Origin of the sequence: Enterococcus sp. DIV1421a, assembly GCF_051711025.1 — a bacterium.
Lineage (GTDB): Bacteria > Bacillota > Bacilli > Lactobacillales > Enterococcaceae > Enterococcus_B > Enterococcus_B hirae.
In genome coordinates, this window is the sequence record NZ_JBIOLU010000001.1 from 2,452,971 (window position 1) to 2,476,382 (window position 23,412).

Consider the following 23,412-nt stretch of genomic DNA (forward strand, 5'->3'; position numbering starts at 1 on the left):
ATGAGCAAAATTTCAATCGTTTTCACACTTTTTTGTTTGTGAAATAAAAAACATAAACGTTATGTAAACAGCGGTAACACAGAAAAGAGTGCGTTTTCATGGATTCGCTCACTTTCTGTGTTACTTTCTGTATCACTGTTAAGCATTTCTATGAACTGAAAATGCTGAGATTCGATCTGAATTTCGATCGTTAGCTGATTCGCTTTTCTTTTGTAATGAGCCTTTCCTAAATTATATTGATACATTCCCTGTTCTTTCAACTCGTTACTTTCAGATAAAACCATTTGTTTGATTATTTTTGCTACATAATAATTTTTGGTGCGTTGATTCAAATCTACTGTCGAGCGATAAGTTTGTACAATGATCGACAATAAGGAACTACAAACTAAAAACAATAGTAAGGTTGAGAATAAGATATTACTACTGAACCCCTTGTTATGCTTTTTATGATAGTGGCTTGGTCCAAATTCCCTCATACTTCTCTCCGTTTATAAATTCGATTAAAAATGTGATAGCTGCAGTAGAATCTCTCACTTCCCAATGCTTGACTTGTGTTAACACAGGTTGGTGTCCCCCTGATACTTCTCGTTTACGTATCAACGCATGATATTGCTCAAATAAATAGGTTTTCTTTTCCATCTCATAATAAATACGGTTATCTTTAATGACGACATTTTTTCCTTTTTTTATTTCTTCTTCAAACTGAGCTAAAAAAATCAGCCACTCTTTTTGATCCTTTCGTTGTAAATATTGTTCCACTTTCGTTGTTTGCGTGATTAAAAGACTGATTGAAAGTAAAACAGCACTTAAAATGGCAAGCGAAATCAAACATTCAATCAGTGTAAAGGCAGCTTTATTCTGGTATTTTGGTAATCTCAATCACTTTGTCTCCTTGTGTGAGCTTCACTTTTTCGATCTTTTTCTTTTTAGCGGTTATGGTTGTCTGACTATCTGGTCCATTTAACGTTCGATTCGGTATTTGTTCATACATTCGGTAGGTTTTTACATCTTCATATAGCCTGCGAAGTAATAAGATTTCCTGATTATTTTGCTTTTCTGCAGTTAATAAATACAAATTCCCATGGCTGACAAGAAAGATACACGATAAGGTAATGGATAAAGCCATTACTGTTTCTAATAGAACAAAAGCATGTCTATTCGATTTTTTTAATATATCGGCCACTCCCTAGCTGAAATTGATAAACGATTGTTTGTCTTTTATTTGTCCAATAGAACCGATAGGCTTGCAATGAACTTTCATTGCCGGTTCCCGAAGCGAATTTGAGCTTTTCCATCTGTTGGACAGTAATTTCATCTGGCACCTCTAAAGTTGACCAACCGAGATTTGGATTAGGTACGTCAAAAACAATTTGATCCTTTGATTGATCGTAAAAGATTCTTGTAGCTTGTTGGCTGACAATGGCTATTTTCTGCGTGGCATATATCCTACTTTCAAATTGTGCAAAAAATTGCTCTATTGTCATCTGCTTTTGCCAAGCTGAGACCGAAAGTGAGGGGAATAGAAATAATCCTAAAGTGATCGTCAAAACAAATAAGGTTTCAATCAAAGTATAACCAGTAAAGCAAATTGGTTTATTTGCGGTTATAGGCATCTGCATGTTCTTGCTTTATATATCCCTCCTTTAAGAGTTCTGCGATCGTTGGGACTTTCCCATTATTTTGCAAAGAGTACAATTCTTTTTGAGCATCGACCAATTGCATCACTGCTTGTTTGCCTTCTCGATTGACATGATCTCGATAGCGGGAAATATTAGGGATGAACAAGAGAACTAATGCGCTGATTACTAATAAGACGATCAGCATTTCGATCAACGTAAAACTTTCAACATTCCTTAATTGTTTTCGTCTGAAATTGACTAGATATTTCATAATAAAACCTCCTCAATGTTGCCATAAACCGGCAGTAAAATTGCTGCATAAATCAATAGAATCAAGCTGGCAATTCCTAGAAAAAGGACTGGCTGTATCCATGAAAGTCCACGGTTCACCTTTTGGAAAAAATGCTGTCTTGCTAATTTACTGTAAAACAAAAGTTCTTTACCTAAGTTTCCTTTTGCTTCCCCTTGTAAAACGATTTGACTAAATTCAGCCGTTAAAAATGAATAAGTCTCAAACTGCTGTGCTAAAGAAATTCCTGATTCTAACCCTTTTGTCAGACGAAATGCTAATAGTTGGATCAAACTCCCTTGTTTTGTTTCTTTCAAACAAAAAATAATTTGGCGCAATTCTAATCCCTCGTAGAATAATTTTCCAAATTCTAAAGCGATATAAGAAGACTGGTAGAGGGAAAAAAGCGAACCAATCAATGGTTTGTTGCTGAACCATTCCCCTCGTTGAATCATATCCATTTTTAGGAGCCTGATCTTGATAAACAGACATAATAAACCAACAGACAGTAAAACAAGAAGAACATACCAATGAAAGGACTGCAAAAATCGGATTCCCCAATGCGTATCCATGACCATTTCCGAAGTTAATAACTGTGGCAAAATAAATTGGCGTAATGCAACTAAGATCCCTAATAAAAACAAACACAGTAAACACGGATAACTGATCATCTTTTTTAATTCTTTTCGAAATTCTGCTACGAGACGAAATTGTTCTGCCATCCCATTCAATGTTTGGATCAAATTCCCATGCGTACTGGCTAACTCGATTTGCACAAGCTTGTCTTGAGTAAAACCCAATGCTTGTAGAACCTCATAAAAAGAATGTCCTTCTTGCAATAAACGGTGTCCTTGCTGTAAATAAATATGGGGGACAGGTGTGATCTTCAACAATATTTCCGTTGCTTCTTGAATACTAAATCCATGGTCAAGTAACTCCCCCATCAGTCGAATATACTTTGCTTGATGGTTCAGTGACATTTTCTTAGAAGGCAAACGATCGCCAGCGACTATTTTTTGCTTCTTCATAGCTTTGGTCCCACCCTTTCCTCTCAAAATCATTGTAGGTAAAGTTGTAACCCCATAAAGCCGCTGCTGCTTGTGTTTGGTCTAAAAGGATTTCTTGGTAGATTACGCCAGATAAACATTCAAAAAACTCATCGCTTCTGCCAACTAATTCAAGAATTCTCGCTTCGGTTCCATCTAAATGGCGGGCATGAACCGTCGCAAATACACGGTGACCTGTCAACGCTGCTCGAATTGCTACATTCGCTGTCTTGCTATCTCTGATTTCTCCAATGATCAATAAATCTGGACGATGACGTAATGCAAGCTTCAGCAATTCCTCATACGTTTGTTCGATTTTGTCGTTTACTTGTAATTGTAAAAAGGCTGTTTCTTCAATTTCTACTGGGTCCTCTATTGTAATTACTTGTACCTCTTTGTCTTGTGCCAAATAGTACATCAAAGAAGTTTTTCCTGATCCAACTGGTCCGCTGAACAAATAGAGCCCACGCTTTTTACTCCGCTCATTGATCACCTTTAAATCCTCAGGACAAAAACAGCGGAACTGTTTTTCAGACAAATCATAAAGTAATCGAATCACCAAACTTTCTCTTTGTAAGTAATCACCTACAGAAGACAGTCTCAGTCTGACCTCTTTTTCTTTTAAGACGTAAGTCATTGCACCTAATTGCGCTTTTCTTCTCTCACCGATATCCATCTCTCCTAAATATTTAAAGCGTGAGATTAATTGTTGTCCAATATCTGATGCAATACTTTTTTGGAATGTTCGTTTTTTACTATAGCGGTAATAAATATTGAAATCAGTTTGATCAGGCATTATATAGATATCTTGAACACGATTTTTATAACTTTCATTAATGAGATCATCTGATATCTCCTTTATATCCATCTTATCCCCTCCATAAAAAACATACGTCTTTTTTCTAATTCTATTTTATTTTTGTATCATTAAATGCTAAAAGATGGGCAAAATCCGAATTTATGTTATACTATTAAAAATTTATTTTGGAGGGAACATGGTGGAATCATTACGAACAAAGCATATTTTAGTCGCTGGGAAAAAAGAACCAGCTGATCTGGTAATCAAACATGCACAAATCGTCAACGTTTTTACAAAAGAAATCCTAACCGGTGATGTTGCGATTTGTGACGGTAAAATCGTGGGGATCGGTCAATACGAAGGCAAAGAAATCTATGATGCAAAAAATCAATACCTCGTACCAGGACTTATTGATGGGCATGTGCATATCGAAAGTTCACTTTTATCTCCAAGCGAGTTTGCAAAAATTTCTTTATTACATGGCGTCACCTCGGTAATTACTGATCCTCATGAAATAGGAAACGTAGCAGGAAGTATTGGGCTTGATTTTATGATTGAAGATGCCCAATCCGTACCAATGAATATTTTTATCATGCTGCCATCCTGCGTTCCTGTAACACCTTTTGAAACAAGCGGCGCAGTGCTAGACGCCCAATCATTCATTCCTTTTCTTGATCGTCCTGAAGTGTTGGGACTTGCTGAAGTGATGAACTACCAAGCTGTTGCAAATAACGAAAAAACCATCATTGATAAATTACAATTGATGCATGAGAAAAATATGAAAATCGATGGTCATGCAGCTGGTATTCAAGGAGATGAGCTAAACGTCTATTTGACGGCTGGTATAAAAACCGACCATGAAGCGACTAACGCACAAGAAGCAAAAGAACGTCTAGCTTTAGGGATGTATTTAATGATTCGAGAAGGGACGGTTGCAAAAGACCTCGAAGCACTCCTGCCCGTTGTAACACCAGAAAATTCACGACGTTGTTTATTTGTCACGGATGATAAACTGATCGATGATCTGGTTGCAGAAGGCTCTATCGATCACATCATACGCCAAGCAATCCATTTAGGAATGGAGCCATTACAAGCCATTCAAATGGCCACACTAAATGCTGCCGAATGTTTTGGCTTAAGTCAGCTAGGCGCCATCGCACCTGGCTATCAAGCTGATTTCTTCTTAACCAATGATTTAACGACTCTTCCAATCAATACTGTCTTTTCTAATGGAAAAATCGTGGTAGAGGATGCACAATTGAATCTGGAACAATTTCCGAGACAAAAAAATACTTATGCTCAAAAATTACCAAAAATGGATGTAAAACCATTAACGGTCGATTCTTTTGCTTTACCACTTTGTACCGAAAAAGCCCACATGATCGAAGTCATTCCTAATAGTTTATTGACCAATGATTGTCTCGTAGAAGTAGACACAAAAAACGGTGTCTTTGTTCCTTCAATTACCAACGACCAACTAAAAATTGCTGTGATCGAACGTCACCATCGAACAGGAAATGTTGGCGTTGGGATCGTTAAGGGATTTCAACTAAAGAAAGGAGCTCTTGCAACAACTGTTGCGCATGATTCTCATAACATCGTCGTGGTGGGAACGAATGACGAAGATATGTTAATAGCAGCAAACCAATTAATCAAAAAAGGTGGCGGAATGATCGCTGTTGCAGATGGTCAAGAGTTGGCTTGTTTACCCTTACCAATCGGTGGCTTAATGTCTCAAGAACCTTTTTTAGCTGTGAATGAGCAGTTAGTTTCCTTAACTAAAGAAGCACATGCGTTAGGTGCCAGTCAATCATTCGATCCATTTTTAACACTTTCATTTTTAACATTATCTGTCATCCCCGAATTAAAGATTACAGATAAAGGCTTATTTTCATTTTCTAAATTTAACTTGATTGAACCTTCTATATAAAATAAATACGAAAATATTTTGTCCTACAATTTTTCCTTGCTCGAACAGCTGCATCTACAACCAAAAAAGCAACCGAAACAAAAATGTTTCGGTTGCTTTTGATTAAATGAAGTCATTATTTCTTCGTTTTATCTGGAAATTGAGCTTCAACACGATAGATTCTTTGACCTCTTGAAGAAAATTTTTCTTCGTATTCAGTCATGATATTTCCTTCATATTTACTTTGATGTAAATCTAACCATACTTGTTTGATGATCATGCCGTATTGAGAAAAACTAGCTAATGAATATTCAAATAGTCCTTGGTTATCTGTTTTAAAATGGATTTCTCCTTTAGGGCGTAGAATTTGTTCATCCACCGCTAAAAATGTATGATACGTTAACCGGCGTTTTTCATGTCTTTTTTTAGGCCACGGATCAGAAAAGTTCAAATAGATTTGATCAATCTCACTATCTGCAAAATATTCCGTCAACGCTGAACCATCAACATGCAATAGTTTTAAATTTGGTAATGGTTGTTCAATTAATTTATCTAAAGCAATTGATACAACGCTGACTTGCATTTCTACCCCGATATAATTGATTTCAGGATGAGCCTTAGCCATTCCTGTGATAAACTGACCTTTTCCCATACCAATTTCAATATGGATCGGCTGCTCATTGCCAAATAGTTCGTTCCACTTACCTCTCCACTTGGTTGGTTCACTTATTACTAGATCTGGATGCGCTGCTAGCATTTCAGCAGCACCTGGGCGATTACGTACACGCATGAAAACTCCATTCCTTTCTTTCCTAAAAAAATAAAGATCAGACAAGTGATGTTCTACTCTTCTGATCTTAACTCTGAATAAATAATCGACAATAAATGCTTTATTCGTACACCGTACTCATTCTTTTTGACTCTTTGCTCAACCACTAAAAATTCTTTTCAACTGTAAGATCTCTTCATTCATTCGTCGATGATCTTCACGCTGACAATATCGGGTAATCTCTTGTAAAAGATTCATCGCAGCATACCAATGTAATTTTTCTAATATCTCATCCGTTGGGCGAATCCCATAAGTAACGAGCCATTGATTCCAATTAGATAATGGAACATAATTCCCTAAAATCGTGGCAATATCCACCGCTGGATCAGCAAACATAATTGAATCCCAATCAACTAGATACAAATAATTTTTGCACACTAACCAGTTCCGATGATTGACATCTCCGTGTACAACTGCAAAGTTCTCTTTATCCATCTGTGGAATTTGTTGACGCAAAAACTGGTGAACGATTTGTAAAAATCGATTCTTTCTGAGTGTCTCAGGTAACTCCAGTTCATATTGTTGCAACATTTTTTCTGGTGTCATCACTCTACCACCGATCCGAGTCAACATCGTTTTAAGTGAAGCAGAATGATGCAAATGATACAAGACATCAATAACATCATTTCGCTGGCCGATCTCGGTCGGAGTTAATAAACGTCCTTCTAGCCATTCCTGTGCTGTTAAGGTATCGCCATTTCCTGTCCGTTTCGTCCATACCAGTTTTGGTGTAATTCCTTCTCGGGATAGTGCAGCAAGCATTGGAGTCGTATTGCGTTTAATAAAGACCTTATCTTCATCGCGCATGCCTATGTATGTTTTTCCCGTATCACCTTTGATTGGGCGTAAACGCCATTCTTGGTCTAACTGAAACTCCATCATGCATTCTCCCGTCCTCTAAACTCTATGATTTGCAGTACTTATTATTCTAGTCGCCTAAGCCCCGAACGTCAAGCACATATACGTTCTTTTTTCCTGTATTCCTCTCTAAAAAACCATCTTTTATCAAAAAAACGAGAGAAAAAGCAAATCTGCCTTATTCTCTCGTTTTTTCACCTCTTTTATTCGTTCATTTTCTTGATCCGAGTCGGTGTATAGATTTTAATAAACAAGCCGATGACAATCAAATAACTGATAATCGGTATGAGTTTGTCTAGCCCATTTAATACGATCGCACCAATCAATCCAAAAAGACTAGCGGCAATCAGCAAAAGATTTAACAATAACTTTTGCAGCGCAACTTCTTTTTGCTTTTCCGTGATTGGATAAAGTTGGACAAGTGTCATGTAACGAAATTGATTGTATAAAGGAATCACTTGGAATCCGATCAAATAGATAAAAAGCGCACCAATAGCAGTTATAAAATAAACATCTTCAATACCTGCAATCAAGATACTTCCAATCAACACTAAGCGTAAGAAAAGACCACTGAAATCAGAACCTCTAATAAATCTTCTGACATAAAGATAATAATAAGTATTATCTTTCGTTTTCTTCGTATGTTGAAGCAACGGGTCTAAATACCTTCTTCTTTTGACTTTAGAAGTGATTTCCGGCACGTCAGTAAAAAGATTGATGAATTGATAGATTTGATGTAAACGTTGCTCTTCTTTTTGTATCATTTTTTCCCAATCCAACCGATACGTCATATTTTTCCATAAAAACCAAAAGTAAATATTTAATTGAATCAACATAGCTAACAATCCAAGCCAGAGCCATCCATAGACCGTAAGCAACAAGATCAGCAATGTCGAAAGATACCAAGAAGCTTTCCATACCATCAATTTTTTCTCTTCAATTCGGAAAAGCTCCACTCGTTTGATTTGTAGTTGACTACTCTTCAATCCCCAGAGAATCAGTAAATAAACGAAATAAAAAGAAAAAGGCTGCCCGGTTGTCACAACCACGAGGGGCATTGAAAAGCCACAAGCTAGTCCTAAGAACAGAAAAGGAAATAGACTGGAATAAAGAAAAGCTCGTTGGAGATACTGATGCATCTCCTTTTCTTTCGGTAGTAGAAAAACCAGATCGGCCGCTTGCGTGAAAGTGGCAAATTTACCAAAAAACAAACAAATAAACCAAAAGATCGTAAGGATAATCCCACCCATTTGAAAAGGAGTCGTTAACGTTTTTAACCAGTTTGAATAGTAAAAGCCGACTCCGCCAAATAGAAATAAGCAAACCAATACAAAATGATCATTTAGTACATAACGCAAATACTTCATCATTTTTTTCTGGTGTTTTGCTAATCGCAATTGAAAGAAATTATTCATGATCCTGCTCCTTTGTCAAGGAGATATAAATTTCATCCAGTGAAGAATCAGGTAGTCGGAATTCCTCCTGTAAGTCTTTTAAGGTTCCATCTGCACGTATTTCTCCATTGTGCAGAACTACAAAACGATCACAATATTTTTCTGCCGTAGCTAAAATATGCGTAGACATCAAGATCCCTGAACCTTCATTTTTCATTTCTACCATTAGTTCTAAAAGAGCATTGATTGCTAATGGATCTAATCCTAAAAAAGGCTCATCAATAATATACAAAGAAGGCTCGATCAAGAAAGCACACAAGATCATCACCTTTTGTTTCATCCCTTTTGAAAAATTGGCTGGCAACCATTCCAAACGATTCTCTAAACGAAACGTATGTAACAATTTCTCAGCTCGTTGCATCGCTATATCGATTGGAATATCATAGGCCATCGCAGTCACTTCGATATGTTCTCTTAAAGTTAGTTCTTCATATAAAGAAGGCGTTTCAGGTATAAAACCGATTTGTTTTCGGTATTCTTCAGTATTTTTTTTCAAACTCAGATCATTAATCGTGATAGATCCTTTTTTTTGTTCTAAGAGGCCAATGATATGTTTGATCGTTGTACTTTTTCCAGCGCCATTTAAACCGATCAATCCTACCATTTCGCCAGGCTGTACACTAAAACTAATATCTTTTAAAACAGGTAGATGTCCATAGCCACCTGTTACATGTTCCACAATTAGACTCATAATTTTTCCTCCGTCGCTCGATTGTTTTTATTATACCATGAAGAAAACGAAGTCAATTTATTTTTTTTCATACAAATCTTTGAACATATGGTAAAGTTAACATAAATAATATTTTTGATGGAAAGGATGTTTCCTATGGAAAACTGTATCTTTTGTAAAATTATTAAACAAGAAATCCCTAGTTATAAAATCTACGAAGACGAAAAAGTCTATGCATTTTTAGATATATCCCAAGCGACAAAAGGACACACACTAGTTATTCCAAAACAACACGTTTCTGATATTTTTGAATATGACGAAGTACTAGCAGCTGATGTTTTTTCACGTATCCCTAAAATTGCTCGTTCAATTGAAGAAGCCTTTCCTGAGATGCAAGGACTGAATATCTTGAATAATAACCGTGAATTGGCTTATCAATCTGTATTTCATTCACATGTCCATTTGGTCCCTCGCTATAGTAAAGAAGATGATTTTTCGATCCACTTTGGCAACCATCAGTCAGAATATAGTGCGGAAGAATTGCAACAAATTCAACATACCATTGTAAAGCAGGTGAAGAACATTGATTAAAAACTTTTTAAAAGGAATCGTTTTTGGAACGACCGTTGGAGCTATATCCGGGTTGTTATTTGCTCCTAGAAGCGGGAACGAAACCAGAAAAAAATTGATCGCTGAACTAGACGAAGCAACGGAATTAACAAATGATTTAAATAACAGTCTTAATAATTTCAAACAAGCATTAGTTGACACAAAAGAAACAGCTAATACTTTGATCCCCGCTTTTCAAGAATCAATGAAAAAAGATATTGAAAATTTTAAATTTCAAGCAGAACCAAGAATTGCACAAATCCAAGAACAAGTTGGAAAATTAACAAATGATTTGCCACAAGACATGCAATAATGCGGAATTTTATAACACTTTTGATTTTAATTTTATTGTTTTTTTAATTTTTAGTTAGGAATGTGATCAAAATTTGAATTTTATTTGAAACTATCACGAGAACGTTTTTATTAATAAATAGATATGGTATAGTTATTATTGTAAGAATAATAATAAATCACAGGAGAGCAATTTTAATGAAAAAGAAAAAAATAATTTTAGCTGCAACTAGTGCGCTAGCTGTATTAGCATTAGCTGCTTGTTCAGGTAGTACAAATAAAGACATCGCCACAATGAAAGGCGGAACTATCACGGTTGAAGATTTTTATAATGAAGCAAAACATACGCAAAACAACCAACAATTAGTTCAAAATATGATTATTTACAAAGCCTTTGAAAATAAATATGGCGATAAAGTAACGGATAAAGATGTCAATGCTGAATACAAAAAGAATGAAGAAACTTACGGTGACACCTTTAAATCACAATTAGAAGCAGCTGGTTATACAGAAGACTCATATAAACAAGCACTTAGAAGCAGTTTAGTATTAAAAGCTGGTATAAGTGCTAACGTCAAAGTGACAGAAAAAGATTTAAAAGAAGCTTGGAAAACTTTCCATCCAGAAGTTGAAGCACAAATCATTAAAGTAAGCAGTGAAGATGAAGCAAAAGAAGTGAAAAAATCAGCAGATGACGGAACTGATTTTGCGAAACTGGCAAAAGAAAAATCAACCGATGAAGCAACTAAAAAAGATGGCGGAAAAATCAAATTTGACTCTCAAACGACAGATGTTCCAACTGAAGTGAAAGAAGCAGCCTTCAAATTAAAAGACGGTCAAGTATCTGACGTTATCTCAGCGACAAATACAACTTCATACTCAACAGATTATTATGTTGTAAAAATGGTCAAAAACCAAAATAAAGGCGATGACATGAATAAATACAAGAAACAATTAGAATCAATCGCCCGAGATACAAAAGAAAGTGATCAAGACCTACAAAAAGAAATTATCGCTAAAGTATTAAAAGAAGAAAATGTAAAAGTCACAGATGATGCCTTTAAAAATGTATTAACGCCATTTACTATGGAAACAGCTAATACCAATACATCTGAGTCTAAAACAAAATCAACAAAATCTTCTGAATCTAAAACAACTGAATCAACAAAAACTTCTGAATCATCAACAACTGAATCATCAAGCAAATAAGATGAAAAAAACAGACCTATCCTGGTCTGTTTTTTTTTTGACGCTATAATTTCTAAGAAGGATCGTAATTTCCACCTTATTTTTTATAAAAGATAAGCATAGATTAAAACACCAAAGTAAATGATTGACTTTGATGTTTTTTCGCTACCTATTCACTTTGACAAAGAGCTGTTTTTTAGTAACTGATTCTGGTCATCAGTGTAACGATCGTTGCAAACATAGCAAAAATACAAATAAAGACGCCCGTAGTCGTTAAAGTAATCAAAGCAATCTTGGATTTGTTTCTCAATTTATAAGCCATATACAACAAACATACTGAGAAGAAAATTCCCAATACCCAGAAAAATAGCGGATCTCTTTGAACGCCAAGAGATTGGATATAATGATTCATTAACTATTTTCCCCCTATTAGTAAAACGGTTTCTCATCTGACTACAATCTTACACTATTGTAGATTTTTATCAATAACAAAATAAATTTTCCAATAATAAAGACACGTAGGCTCACAAGTAGTTCGTGTTAGGCTACGTGCCTTTAGTTATCTATAGTTCTTTGGGAACATAGAAACTACGATTTTCCATTCCAAAAATCCGTTCAGTGTATTTTCCAGGTTCTGTTTGACGAATCGACGTCAACATCATTTGCATTGAAGCATCGAGATTATCGATCTGATGTAAGATTTCTGCTTCCATGATACGTGGTCGAACCGGCGATCCGTATTCTAATAAGCCGTGATGTGCTAAGACCATATGTCTTAATACCAAAACATCTTCATCTGCTTCATTTATTTTCAATGCGATACATGCTCTCGTGATTTCTTCATCTACTAGTACCAAATGCCCCACTAGATTACCCGCTAAAGTATATTCCGTACTCATCGGTCCAGATAATTCAATCACTTTTCCGAGATCGTGTAAAATGATTCCTGCGTATAACAACGATCGATTCAATTCTGGATATTCATCAGCAATCGTTTTACCTAAATGCAACATAGTCAATGTGTGGTAAGCTAATCCACTCGCAAAAGCATGATGATTCCGTTTTGCTGCGGGAAATTCAAAAAATTGCTTTTGATATTTATTTAGTAAATGACGGACAATCCGATTCCAATGAGCATTTGTTATATCAAATAATAATTGATTGATTTCTTCTTCCATTTCTTCTTTTTTCAAAGGAGCCCTTTCCATATAAAAACTAGGATCACTTGGCTCTTCAAGTTTAGTCAATCGCATATGCAAAATCTTTACTTGTGGGTTTCCTTGATAGATTTCCCGCTTCCCACTTAAGAAAACAACTGTCCCAGCAGTAAACTTGTTGATCTCTTCTTCAGAAGCATCCCAATATTTGCCATCAATCGTTCCAGACGTATCTTGAAAAGTAAATGCAATAAATTTTTTTCCGTTTTTCGCAACTCTGACATCAGCATTTTTAATTAAAACAAACAATTCAAATTGTTCATCGACAACTAATTCACGAATTTTTTTCATTCTTTATACATCCTTTAATATATTCACAGATTGTTGAAGCTCCTGATAATAGCTTACCATTTCTTGGTCAGAAGAAAAACAAATAACTTGATAATTTTGGCCGAAATCAGCTAACAATTTGGCTAATTGATATTTTCTTTGATGGTCATAATGCAACCAACCGTCATCTATGATGATTGGACAAATCGAACGTTTTGATTCTAACGATAGGTAGGCAAAGCGCATGGCCATAATCAGTTGATCTTTCGTTCCTGTAGATAATTCATAAATGGGAAAATCAGTTACACCGTCTGTTAGTGTCAAAGTATCATTTCTCAATAAAATCTCTTGGTAATGATTTTGTGTTAAGACTCCTAAATAGTGACCAGCAGCTTTTAACAATTGTGGTAATTGACGTTCACTCATTTCTGTAGACAGATCCCCTAAAAAAGTCCCAGCGACCATTAGACCGCCCCAATGTTCCATCAGTTGTTGCAGTTGTGCTCTCAATAAACTTTCTTCTTGGTACATCTCATCCAACGTACCATCTTTTTGTAATTCCTCGATTTGGATCTTTAACCGCTGACGTTGTTCGATCAATTGTTTTTCTTCAAACTGATACTGCCGTTGTTTCTCTTGATTATGATACAGTTCAGTACTTAATTGCTCCCGTGTCCGTTTTTTTGGAAAAAGTGGCGCGAGAATCTCATCCAACTCTTTTAGTCGTTGAAGTTGTGTTTTTGTTTGTTGCGCTTTTTGCAAATAAGCAGCTACTTCGGATGGATAAGCAAGTCCGACCTGCTCCATCTGTCCGCTATAGTGTTCGATCAAACTTTTTTGTTTCTTTTTCAATTGGTTGATTTCTTGTTTCAATAGTGTATTTTGTTGATAACTTCTAGCGAATTTCAATTGTTCCATTTCTTGGATGAAGTTCGTTAAAAGCACCATTTTTTCAGCGATTCCTTTATCTTGTAACGGTAACCATTCCTTAATCAATTCAAACTTACGATCAAGCTGTACCAACTTTTGTTGAATCTCATTTGCTCGTTCTTGTTTCTTGATCAAGCGGCTATACAAGTCTTGATAATCGGATACTTCATGCCCATATTCCTTCATCGCTTCTAAGGTATTCATCGTTCCTAAGTGATGGACCTTTGTAAAATCGAAGGCTTTTTGTTGGATTTTTTGTTGTTCAATCACTAGCTTGTTTTTACTTTGATTGATTTCTTCGATTTGAGCTAACGTATTGTCTAATTGTCCCAGTTTTTCTTGCCACTTACCTTTGATTTCTGATAAATCACTTTTCTGACCATTCAGTGATTTCCTTTCATAAAATGAATACCCCAATGTACCTAAGGCTAATAAAAAGACTCCTAGTTTCCAAGGCATTGGTAGGAAGATCCCCACCACAAAAAAGAATCCGCCGATAATAGCAAACGGTGTTTTGTTCTTTGAACGAACTTCTGAAGGTGCCGACTGTAATAATTCTGGATGTGTGGCTTCTAATTGGTTGATCTCCGCTTCAATCGTCCGCTGCTGCTCTAAGACGATTTCTGATCTGATTGATAATTGATTGACTTGTTCTTTCAACAAACGATTTTCAGAAAATAGTTGTTGCCACTCTTCAGTATGCAAAAATTCTTGTGGCTCTTGTGTCCGTTGCCATTGCCAGCTTTGTTCTAAAATTTTTAATTCTGAATCAATTTCTCGTTCTTCCACTTGGAGTCTTTGCCATTCATTCAGCCAATGTTCGATTTGTGTTTGCTGTTGTTGCAATTCTTTTAGTACTTGCTCTTGTTCCAAATAGAAATAATATCGTGCCGACTGTTGATCCATTCCGCTATGTTTTTCTAAAGTAGCTTCGAGCTCATCTAGGCGTTCCGTCATCTGCTGGTAGCGTTTAGTGAATTCCTCTAAGTCTAAAAGCAACTGTTCTTCAGGAACTTGTGGTAAGGTATTGGCTTTAAGTGCTTGCCACTCTTCGTATAAAGAATAATTCAGCTCTTGCTGCTTGATCTGAGAAATTTTTTCGTTTATCTCTTGGAGTTTTTTTTGTAGCTCTCTTTGATCTTGACTGTAGGCTTGTTCTTGTCGAACGAGTTCACCGAAAAAAGATTCCTGCTCTTGTTTTTGATGGACTCTTTCTTGAAGGTTCTTCCACTCATTCAATTTCTGATTGATAAGCAGTTTCTGCCCTTTTTTCTTAAAAAGCTGTTGGGCTTGCTGATAATATTCTTGTCTTTTTTGAAAAACATACGAACTACCCGTAATCCCTAATGAGATCAGTGCATCATGTAATTCTTTTTCTCGTAGATGATCGAGTTCAGTTAACTGTTCTTGTTGAAAAGTAAAAACCTGCTGAAATAAATCCTTTGTTAGTGGAGAAAGTAATTTCTCTAATAATTCATCACTTCCCTGTTGCTCATTAAAAAGGACTTTGGATTTCCCACGATTTTGCTGTTTGTAACGTTCAACTAGTATTTCTCCATGAACTGGATGTTCTAACCAAATTTTCCCACCATAGGCAGCCCCATCTTTCGGCGTATAGTCTTTTTTCTTCTTTCCTTTTGAAGGGAAGCCAAATAATACAGCCTGAATAAATTGGTAAATCGTTGACTTGCCTGCTTCATTTTCACCGTAGATCAATTGATTTCCAGAAATAAAATCAAATGTTTTTTGTCTCCACTTACCAAATGCAGCTATTTCGATTCGAAGGATTCTCATATACTTTCCTCCTCAAACACAAAATCTTGCTCCAGTATTGCCTTGGCTTTAGTCAAGGTACCTTCCTGATATTCAGGTAAATCATTCATCAAGCGAACCGCATCAGGATGACTGTACATCTCACCTAAAATCTGATGGAAATCTTCACTTACCCGATAAGTTTCAAAGAGTTGGTCAACTAATGTCTGTGAGACCTTCAACGATACTCGATTCATTCTTTCATCTTCCTTAATAGATATACGCCAAATAAGTAAATTTGTAGATAGGTTGGCTATTTTTTCCATTAAATACTCAAGTAATTCGCCAGAATAGATTCGATCAATCACTTCTTGGTTCAAGTGATGATACTCTGTTACCTTTAAATCTAACAACGTCAGTTTTGGATTTCCCATAGTTAACTGCTCTTGGATCACTTGTAACACGTCTTGCGTAGTCCGAGCAGTTTTTAAAGACACGGTCTTACTCTCCCAGAATACTTCTGCGACCTCTAGCGGAATCGTCTGGCATTCACTGGAGGTCAATTCAACCAATAAAACATTTCTAGCTGTCTGCTCTTTTTGGGTATGTCCTTGAGGTGCCCCTGGATAATTCATTGTTTCTTTTTCGTTTAAAGACATTGGCACATGGATATGTCCTAATGCCCAATAATCATAGCCTTTTTCCTGCATTTTAGACGGCTGAAAAGGTGCATAGTTTCCCCGCTGATTGCTCCCTATTTCGCCATGATACAGACCGATATGATAATCCACTGAGTGTCGTAAAGGAAATTCAGCAACTTTATCTCCCTGTATCCACTGGTGTAAATAACTAAACCCGCTGATGGCGACCTTTTCCCCTTTTTTAGATAAAAATGTCTTTGTTTCTACCTCTTCCGAAGTAAATAAATGGACATTTTCGGGAAAAGTAAACCAGTAGCGCTCTGATTGATAATAATCATGATTTCCAAATGTCAAATAGACAGCAATCTCTTTTTCATTCAATCGATCGATTTGATCAAAAAAATGTTTTTGGATTTTTAATGAAGGACGATTTTGATGGAAGGTGTCTCCCGCAAGTAAAACAAAATCAACTTCATTTATTATAGCCTTGTCTACAATATTTGCTAAAACTTTTAAATTAACCTCTAATAATTTTTCCTGTACCGATTTATCTAAATTTACTAGTCCTTCAAAAGAGCGATCGATATGTAAATCAGCTGCATGGATGAATTTAACCATCGAGTGTCCTCCTTTTTACTCAAGATGAATTTATGCCTTATCCGGCTTTATTTGAATAATTTTTATAAAATAGGTACTGCTTTATAAAATTATATGCCCTTTTATCATACCATTTTCATTGCTTTTTTTCATCAAAAACCGAAAATTTGTTCGCATTCACTCGAATAGATTACTCCGACCAATTCTCCCCTTGCTTTATGCCTAACTTTTTTGTATTTTATGGTAAAAGTAGAAGCATGAGGATCATTTACTCCTTTTTCTCTAAAAGGATAGAAAAAGAAAATGGGGAATTAACACACTGTCTTTTGATATGTAGCGTAACTTGTATTTCCAGCTGTCTATCTTTAATCTGTTTGCAAATTTCAGTGCAATTTTTTTACTTGGCAGCCTTACTTCGTCAATCAACATGTTAACTATACTTAATTTTGTCACCTTTTATCTTTTACTAAAAACCAGCTAAATAGGAGGAATGCCTCGCTTTTCCATCTTCATTGTTTTAATATACCTTTGTTTGTAAAAAAGCTAGGAACAATCCCAAATACGATTACTCCTAACTTTTTATTTTCTCTTAATTTATGCAAATAAAAAAGCAGATGAACTAAATTCATCTGCTTTTCACCATTTGCGTGGCGACGTCCTACTCTCACAAGGGGCAACCCCTCACTACAATCGGCGCTAAGAAGCTTAACTTCTGTGTTCGGCATGGTTACAGGTGTATCCTTCTCGCTATCGCCACCACACTGTGGTGTTATCATTATTGAGTTTGCTTTTGCTCACTCAAAACTGGATTTGAAGTATTTCGTAAACTCTACCGAGTTTTTTTCTTTACCAATGTGGTTAAGTCCTCGATCGATTAGTATCAGTCCGCTCCATACATCACTGTACTTCCACTCCTGACCTATCTACCTGATCATCTCTCAGGGATCTTACTTTCTTAAAGAAATGGGAAATCTCATCTTGAGGTGGGCTTCACACTTAGATGCTTTCAGCGTTTATCCCTTCCCTACATAGCTACCCAGCAATGCCCTTGGCAGAACAACTGGTACACCAGCGGTAAGTCCATCCCGGTCCTCTCGTACTAAGGACAGCTCCTCTCAAATTTCCAACGCCCGCGACGGATAGGGACCGAACTGTCTCACGACGTTCTGAACCCAGCTCGCGTGCCGCTTTAATGGGCGAACAGCCCAACCCTTGGGACCGACTACAGCCCCAGGATGCGACGAGCCGACATCGAGGTGCCAAACCTCCCCGTCGATGTGGACTCTTGGGGGAGATAAGCCTGTTATCCCCAGGGTAGCTTTTATCCGTTGAGCGATGGCCCTTCCATGCGGAACCACCGGATCACTAAGCCCGACTTTCGTCCCTGCTCGACTTGTTGGTCTCGCAGTCAAGCTCCCTTCTGCCTTTACACTCTTCGAATGATTTCCAACCATTCTGAGGGAACCTTTGGGCGCCTCCGTTACCTTTTAGGAGGCGACCGCCCCAGTCAAACTGCCCATCTGACACTGTCTCCCACCACGATCAGTGGTGCGGGTTAGAGTGGCCATAACGCAGGGGTAGTATCCCACCAGCGCCTCCATCGAAACTAGCGTTCCGATTTCTACGGCTCCTACCTATCCTGTACATGCGGTACAGACACTCAATATCAAACTACAGTAAAGCTCCATGGGGTCTTTCCGTCCTGTCGCGGGTAACCTGCATCTTCACAGGTACTAAAATTTCACCGAGTCTCTCGTTGAGACAGTGCCCAAATCGTTACGCCTTTCGTGCGGGTCGGAACTTACCCGACAAGGAATTTCGCTACCTTAGGACCGTTATAGTTACGGCCGCCGTTTACTGGGGCTTCAATTCGTACCTTCGCATACGCTAAGCACTCCTCTTAACCTTCCAGCACCGGGCAGGCGTCAGCCCCTATACTTCATCTTACGATTTTGCAGAGACCTGTGTTTTTGATAAACAGTCGCTTGGGCCTATTCACTGCGGCTGATCTTAGATCAGCACCCCTTCTCCCGAAGTTACGGGGTCATTTTGCCGAGTTCCTTAACGAGAGTTCTCTCGCTCACCTTAGGATTCTCTCCTCGACTACCTGTGTCGGTTTGCGGTACGGGTCGTTGTTTTCTCACTAGAAGCTTTTCTCGGCAGTGTGACATCAGGAACTTCGGTACTATTATTTCCCTCCCCATCACAGCTTGTCCGTACAGACAGAAGCATTTGACTCCTATCAAGACTTACTGCTTAGACAGACATTTCCAATCGTCTGCATTCCTTAGCCTCCTGCGTCCCTCCATTGCTCAAACAAAAACAACGAGTACAGGAATATCAACCTGTTGTCCATCGCCTACGCCTGTCGGCCTCGGCTTAGGTCCCGACTAACCCTGGGCGGACGAGCCTTCCCCAGGAAACCTTAGTCATTCGGTGGACAGGATTCTCACCTGTCTTTCGCTACTCATACCGGCATTCTCACTTCTAAGCGCTCCAGCAGTCCTCACGATCTGCCTTCAACGCCCTTAGAACGCTCTCCTACCAATACACCTAAAGGTGTACTCCACAGCTTCGGTAATATGTTTAGCCCCGGTACATTTTCGGCGCAGGGTCACTCGACTAGTGAGCTATTACGCACTCTTTAAATGGTGGCTGCTTCTAAGCCAACATCCTAGTTGTCTGTGCAACCCCACATCCTTTTCCACTTAACATATATTTTGGGACCTTAGCTGGTGGTCTGGGCTGTTTCCCTTTCGACTATGGATCTTATCACTCACAGTCTGACTCCCGGATATGAATGAATGGCATTCGGAGTTTATCTGAATTCGGTAACCCGAGATGGGCCCCTAGTCCAAACAGTGCTCTACCTCCATCATTCTCAATTCCGAGGCTAGCCCTAAAGCTATTTCGGAGAGAACCAGCTATCTCCAAGTTCGTTTGGAATTTCTCCGCTACCCACACCTCATCCCCGCACTTTTCAACGTACGTGGGTTCGGTCCTCCAGTGCGTTTTACCGCACCTTCAACCTGGACATGGGTAGATCACATGGTTTCGGGTCTACGACTACATACTCAAACGCCCTATTCAGACTCGCTTTCGCTGCGGCTCCGTCTCTTCAACTTAACCTCGCATGCAATCGTAACTCGCCGGTTCATTCTACAAAAGGCACGCCATCACCCATTAACGGGCTTTGACTTGTTGTAGGCACACGGTTTCAGGTTCTATTTCACTCCCCTTCCGGGGTGCTTTTCACCTTTCCCTCACGGTACTGGTTCACTATCGGTCACTAGGGAGTATTTAGCCTTGGGAGATGGTCCTCCCGGATTCCGACGGAATTCCTCGTGTTCCGCCGTACTCAGGATCCTCCTAGGTGCCTTCCAAATTTCATCTACGGGGTTTTTACCCTCTTTGACTGACTTTTCCAAGTCATTCGACTATCTGAAAGAACTACCATATCGGAGTCCTACAACCCCAATGAGCAAGCTCATTGGTTTGGGCTTTTCCCGTTTCGCTCGCCGCTACTCAGGGAATCGAATTTTCTTTCTCTTCCTGCAGGTACTTAGATGTTTCAGTTCTCTGCGTCTACCTCGAATGCGCTATGTATTCACGCAAACGTAACATCCTATAAAAGATGCTGGGTTCCCCCATTCGGAAATCTCTGGATCATAGCTTACGTACAGCTCCCCAAAGCATATCGGTGTTAGTCCCGTCCTTCATCGGCTCCTAGTGCCAAGGCATCCACCGTGCGCCCTTATTCACTTAACCTTATCAACCTTGCGGTTGGGTTTTGATCTTTCTTCTAGCGATAGAAGTCCGATCAAGAAAATAAGCAATTGAACTTATTAAAAAACTCAAATTCAACGCGGTGTTCTCGGTTTGTATTACTAATTTACTTCAAATATCCAGTTTTCAATGAACAAAAATATATCTTTGAGAGTAAACCTCTCAAAACTGAACAAAGTGAAAAACAAACAGTGTAGTCTCCGTAATATTCCTTAGAAAGGAGGTGATCCAGCCGCACCTTCCGATACGGCTACCTTGTTACGACTTCACCCCAATCATCTATCCCACCTTAGGCGGCTGGCTCCAAAAGGTTACCTCACCGACTTCGGGTGTTACAAACTCTCGTGGTGTGACGGGCGGTGTGTACAAGGCCCGGGAACGTATTCACCGCGGCGTGCTGATCCGCGATTACTAGCGATTCCGGCTTCATGTAGGCGAGTTGCAGCCTACAATCCGAACTGAGAGAAGCTTTAAGAGATTAGCTTAGCCTCGCGACTTTGCGACTCGTTGTACTTCCCATTGTAGCACGTGTGTAGCCCAGGTCATAAGGGGCATGATGATTTGACGTCATCCCCACCTTCCTCCGGTTTGTCACCGGCAGTCTTGCTAGAGTGCCCAACTAAATGATGGCAACTAACAATAAGGGTTGCGCTCGTTGCGGGACTTAACCCAACATCTCACGACACGAGCTGACGACAACCATGCACCACCTGTCACTTTGCCCCCGAAGGGGAAGCTCTATCTCTAGAGTGGTCAAAGGATGTCAAGACCTGGTAAGGTTCTTCGCGTTGCTTCGAATTAAACCACATGCTCCACCGCTTGTGCGGGCCCCCGTCAATTCCTTTGAGTTTCAACCTTGCGGTCGTACTCCCCAGGCGGAGTGCTTAATGCGTTAGCTGCAGCACTGAAGGGCGGAAACCCTCCAACACTTAGCACTCATCGTTTACGGCGTGGACTACCAGGGTATCTAATCCTGTTTGCTCCCCACGCTTTCGAGCCTCAGCGTCAGTTACAGACCAGAGAGCCGCCTTCGCCACTGGTGTTCCTCCATATATCTACGCATTTCACCGCTACACATGGAATTCCACTCTCCTCTTCTGCACTCAAGTCTCCCAGTTTCCAATGACCCTCCCCGGTTGAGCCGGGGGCTTTCACATCAGACTTAAGAAACCGCCTGCGCTCGCTTTACGCCCAATAAATCCGGACAACGCTTGCCACCTACGTATTACCGCGGCTGCTGGCACGTAGTTAGCCGTGGCTTTCTGGTTAGATACCGTCAAGGGATGAACAGTTACTCTCATCCTTGTTCTTCTCTAACAACAGAGTTTTACGATCCGAAAACCTTCTTCACTCACGCGGCGTTGCTCGGTCAGACTTTCGTCCATTGCCGAAGATTCCCTACTGCTGCCTCCCGTAGGAGTTTGGGCCGTGTCTCAGTCCCAATGTGGCCGATCACCCTCTCAGGTCGGCTATGCATCGTCGCCTTGGTGAGCCGTTACCTCACCAACTAGCTAATGCACCGCGGGTCCATCCATCAGCGACACCCGAAAGCGCCTTTCAAATCAAAACCATGCGGTTTCGATTGTTATACGGTATTAGCACCTGTTTCCAAGTGTTATCCCCTTCTGATGGGCAGGTTACCCACGTGTTACTCACCCGTTCGCCACTCCTCTTTTTCCGGTGGAGCAAGCTCCGGTGGAAAAAGAAGCGTTCGACTTGCATGTATTAGGCACGCCGCCAGCGTTCGTCCTGAGCCAGGATCAAACTCTCATAAAAAGTTCGAACAATCTTGCGATTGTTAAGCTCAATTGTTTGCTAGCATATTGCTTGCTTGTTAAAAATGTTTGTTGTCTTGAATCAATCAAGACGCCCTACACATTTGGTTTGTCTTTGCTTTGTTCAGTTTTCAAAGGTCTACTTGATTAAATGCTAATCAGTTGAGATTGCCGTAGTAACTTTTATATCATATCAGAGTGACATTTGTTTGTCAACTCTTTTTTAAAAGTTTTTTTAACTTCGTTTTTCAGAAGTGTTTCAGCAACTCATTTATCATAACTCGTCGTTTGTTATTTGTCAACAACTTTTTTGAAGTTTTTTTCGATAGAATCAAGCTTCGTAAGCTATCGTTTTTTTACGACTCAGTTATCTTATCACCTTAAAAAGTAAATGTCAATGAATTTTTCTAAATAAATTTCACTATCTTTTTCTCTTTTTCAGCAACGTCAATTACTTTACCATTAAAAAAAAGAATGGTCAAGCTAAAAATTAATTTTAGTAGCACCTTACTTTATTTCTCTCTATTGGTCTAACCTACTTTAGTTGCCTATCTTCTTATTTAGACTCATCGGTACTTCAGACGATTACTGCAATGGCTAGCTATTTTCATACTCAATCATCAAATATCTCTCATATCTTACTTTCGATACCGCACACCTTTATAAATAGCTAATGGCAAGATCACAAAAAGAAACAAGAGAAGAATATCGATCAGATATTGGTCGCTAAAAACATTTGTTAATGGCTGATTTGTAGTTAAAGAATAAAATGCGGGTAGCAAAATAATCGTGAAAAGATACGAGCCACTGATTTCCCAAAAATCTTTCCAAGAAAATTTTTTGTATTTCATCGCTCCACCTCCTTGCTTTATATGAGAGAAAT

At 38.7% G+C, this 23,412-nt stretch carries 20 protein-coding genes and 3 rRNA genes; 4 read left to right on the forward strand and 19 right to left on the reverse strand.

Translation table 11 applies throughout. From position 1 onward, the window contains the following. Nucleotides 1–59 precede the first annotated feature (59 nt). The 7 genes from comGG to comGA are packed head-to-tail and all read right to left on the reverse strand — an operon-like array spanning nt 60 to nt 3,822. Entirely contained in the window at nt 60–476 is a 417-nt protein-coding gene (gene comGG, locus IGK21_RS11135) for a competence type IV pilus minor pilin ComGG (RefSeq protein ID WP_252703176.1), read from the reverse strand. Next, nucleotides 445–879 (reverse strand): competence type IV pilus minor pilin ComGF, encoded by a 435-nt coding sequence (gene comGF / locus IGK21_RS11140; protein ID WP_034700735.1) that lies wholly within the window; start codon nt 877–879, stop codon nt 445–447. The genes comGG and comGF overlap by 32 nt, the downstream gene beginning before the upstream one ends. Next, nucleotides 854–1,126, reverse strand: a complete 273-nt coding sequence (locus tag IGK21_RS11145) for a hypothetical protein (RefSeq protein WP_014834442.1) — start codon at nt 1,124–1,126, stop codon at nt 854–856. Before IGK21_RS11145 ends, comGF begins: the two co-directional genes overlap by 26 nt. Before the next feature lie 28 nt (nt 1,127–1,154). Next, complete coding sequence (comGD, locus tag IGK21_RS11150; protein ID WP_374188434.1) at nt 1,155–1,613, reverse strand: competence type IV pilus minor pilin ComGD; 459 nt, start codon at nt 1,611–1,613, stop codon at nt 1,155–1,157. Then, entirely contained in the window at nt 1,594–1,890 is a 297-nt protein-coding gene (comGC, locus tag IGK21_RS11155) for a competence type IV pilus major pilin ComGC (protein WP_010720897.1), read from the reverse strand. Before comGC ends, comGD begins: the two co-directional genes overlap by 20 nt. Beyond that, nucleotides 1,887–2,936 (reverse strand): competence type IV pilus assembly protein ComGB, encoded by a 1,050-nt coding sequence (gene comGB / locus IGK21_RS11160; RefSeq protein WP_181915122.1) that lies wholly within the window; start codon nt 2,934–2,936, stop codon nt 1,887–1,889. Before comGB ends, comGC begins: the two co-directional genes overlap by 4 nt. Then, nucleotides 2,893–3,822, reverse strand: coding sequence for a competence type IV pilus ATPase ComGA (gene comGA / locus IGK21_RS11165; protein WP_181915123.1), 930 nt, complete (start codon nt 3,820–3,822; stop codon nt 2,893–2,895). Before comGA ends, comGB begins: the two co-directional genes overlap by 44 nt. Before the next feature lie 127 nt (nt 3,823–3,949). On the opposite strand from comGA, the gene ade reads away from it, so the two are divergent. Next, on the forward strand, nt 3,950–5,683 hold the full coding sequence (gene ade / locus IGK21_RS11170; protein ID WP_220381025.1) for an adenine deaminase: 1,734 nt from the start codon (nt 3,950–3,952) through the stop codon (nt 5,681–5,683). A 115-nt stretch (nt 5,684–5,798) separates the two neighbouring features. Here ade and trmB read toward each other — a convergent pair whose 3' ends face one another. From trmB to IGK21_RS11190, 4 genes are all read right to left on the reverse strand, one after another. Next, the gene (gene trmB, locus IGK21_RS11175; protein WP_010720901.1) at nt 5,799–6,452 is read right to left on the reverse strand and encodes a tRNA (guanosine(46)-N7)-methyltransferase TrmB; all 654 of its coding nucleotides are present in this window, start codon (nt 6,450–6,452) and stop codon (nt 5,799–5,801) included. A 138-nt stretch (nt 6,453–6,590) separates the two neighbouring features. Beyond that, nucleotides 6,591–7,373, reverse strand: a complete 783-nt coding sequence (locus IGK21_RS11180; protein ID WP_010720902.1) for a phosphotransferase family protein — start codon at nt 7,371–7,373, stop codon at nt 6,591–6,593. Between the two features lie 179 nt (nt 7,374–7,552). Next, nucleotides 7,553–8,764 (reverse strand): ABC transporter permease, encoded by a 1,212-nt coding sequence (locus IGK21_RS11185; protein ID WP_010720903.1) that lies wholly within the window; start codon nt 8,762–8,764, stop codon nt 7,553–7,555. Then, nucleotides 8,757–9,494, reverse strand: coding sequence for an ABC transporter ATP-binding protein (locus IGK21_RS11190; RefSeq protein ID WP_010720904.1), 738 nt, complete (start codon nt 9,492–9,494; stop codon nt 8,757–8,759). Before IGK21_RS11190 ends, IGK21_RS11185 begins: the two co-directional genes overlap by 8 nt. A gap of 135 nt (nt 9,495–9,629) precedes the next feature. Here IGK21_RS11190 and IGK21_RS11195 point away from each other — a divergent pair, with 135 nt between their 5' ends. From IGK21_RS11195 to IGK21_RS11205, 3 genes are all read left to right on the forward strand, one after another. Continuing rightward, the gene (locus IGK21_RS11195; protein WP_010720905.1) at nt 9,630–10,064 is read left to right on the forward strand and encodes an HIT family protein; all 435 of its coding nucleotides are present in this window, start codon (nt 9,630–9,632) and stop codon (nt 10,062–10,064) included. Beyond that, nucleotides 10,057–10,395: a YtxH domain-containing protein gene (locus IGK21_RS11200; RefSeq protein ID WP_181915125.1), complete on the forward strand. Its 339-nt coding sequence runs from the start codon at nt 10,057–10,059 to the stop codon at nt 10,393–10,395. The genes IGK21_RS11195 and IGK21_RS11200 overlap by 8 nt, the downstream gene beginning before the upstream one ends. Before the next feature lie 176 nt (nt 10,396–10,571). Beyond that, nucleotides 10,572–11,582: a peptidylprolyl isomerase gene (locus IGK21_RS11205; RefSeq protein ID WP_010737066.1), complete on the forward strand. Its 1,011-nt coding sequence runs from the start codon at nt 10,572–10,574 to the stop codon at nt 11,580–11,582. A gap of 175 nt (nt 11,583–11,757) precedes the next feature. On the opposite strand, the gene IGK21_RS11210 is transcribed toward IGK21_RS11205, so the two are convergent. From IGK21_RS11210 to IGK21_RS11245, 8 genes are all read right to left on the reverse strand, one after another. Further along, nucleotides 11,758–11,973 (reverse strand): hypothetical protein, encoded by a 216-nt coding sequence (locus IGK21_RS11210; protein WP_010720908.1) that lies wholly within the window; start codon nt 11,971–11,973, stop codon nt 11,758–11,760. Nucleotides 11,974–12,124: 151 nt separating this feature from the next. Further along, a complete protein-coding gene (locus IGK21_RS11215) occupies nt 12,125–13,069 on the reverse strand; it encodes a 3'-5' exoribonuclease YhaM family protein (RefSeq protein ID WP_010720909.1) in 945 nt (314 codons plus the stop codon). A 3-nt stretch (nt 13,070–13,072) separates the two neighbouring features. Next, nucleotides 13,073–15,772 carry an ATP-binding protein gene (locus IGK21_RS11220; protein ID WP_181915126.1) on the reverse strand — a complete coding sequence of 900 codons (2,700 nt, stop codon included), beginning with the start codon at nt 15,770–15,772 and terminating at the stop codon, nt 13,073–13,075. After that, nucleotides 15,769–16,989, reverse strand: a complete 1,221-nt coding sequence (locus tag IGK21_RS11225) for a metallophosphoesterase family protein (RefSeq protein ID WP_034700752.1) — start codon at nt 16,987–16,989, stop codon at nt 15,769–15,771. The genes IGK21_RS11220 and IGK21_RS11225 overlap by 4 nt, the downstream gene beginning before the upstream one ends. A gap of 624 nt (nt 16,990–17,613) precedes the next feature. Beyond that, nucleotides 17,614–17,729, reverse strand: a 5S ribosomal RNA gene (gene rrf, locus IGK21_RS11230). Nucleotides 17,730–17,822: 93 nt separating this feature from the next. Beyond that, nucleotides 17,823–20,736 (reverse strand): 23S ribosomal RNA (locus IGK21_RS11235). Nucleotides 20,737–20,970: 234 nt separating this feature from the next. After that, a 16S ribosomal RNA gene (locus tag IGK21_RS11240) occupies nt 20,971–22,530 on the reverse strand. Together the 16S, 23S and 5S rRNA genes form the textbook arrangement of a ribosomal RNA operon. 637 nt (nt 22,531–23,167) lie before the next feature. Then, nucleotides 23,168–23,380 (reverse strand): hypothetical protein, encoded by a 213-nt coding sequence (locus IGK21_RS11245; protein ID WP_034700401.1) that lies wholly within the window; start codon nt 23,378–23,380, stop codon nt 23,168–23,170. Nucleotides 23,381–23,412: the final 32 nt, after the last annotated feature.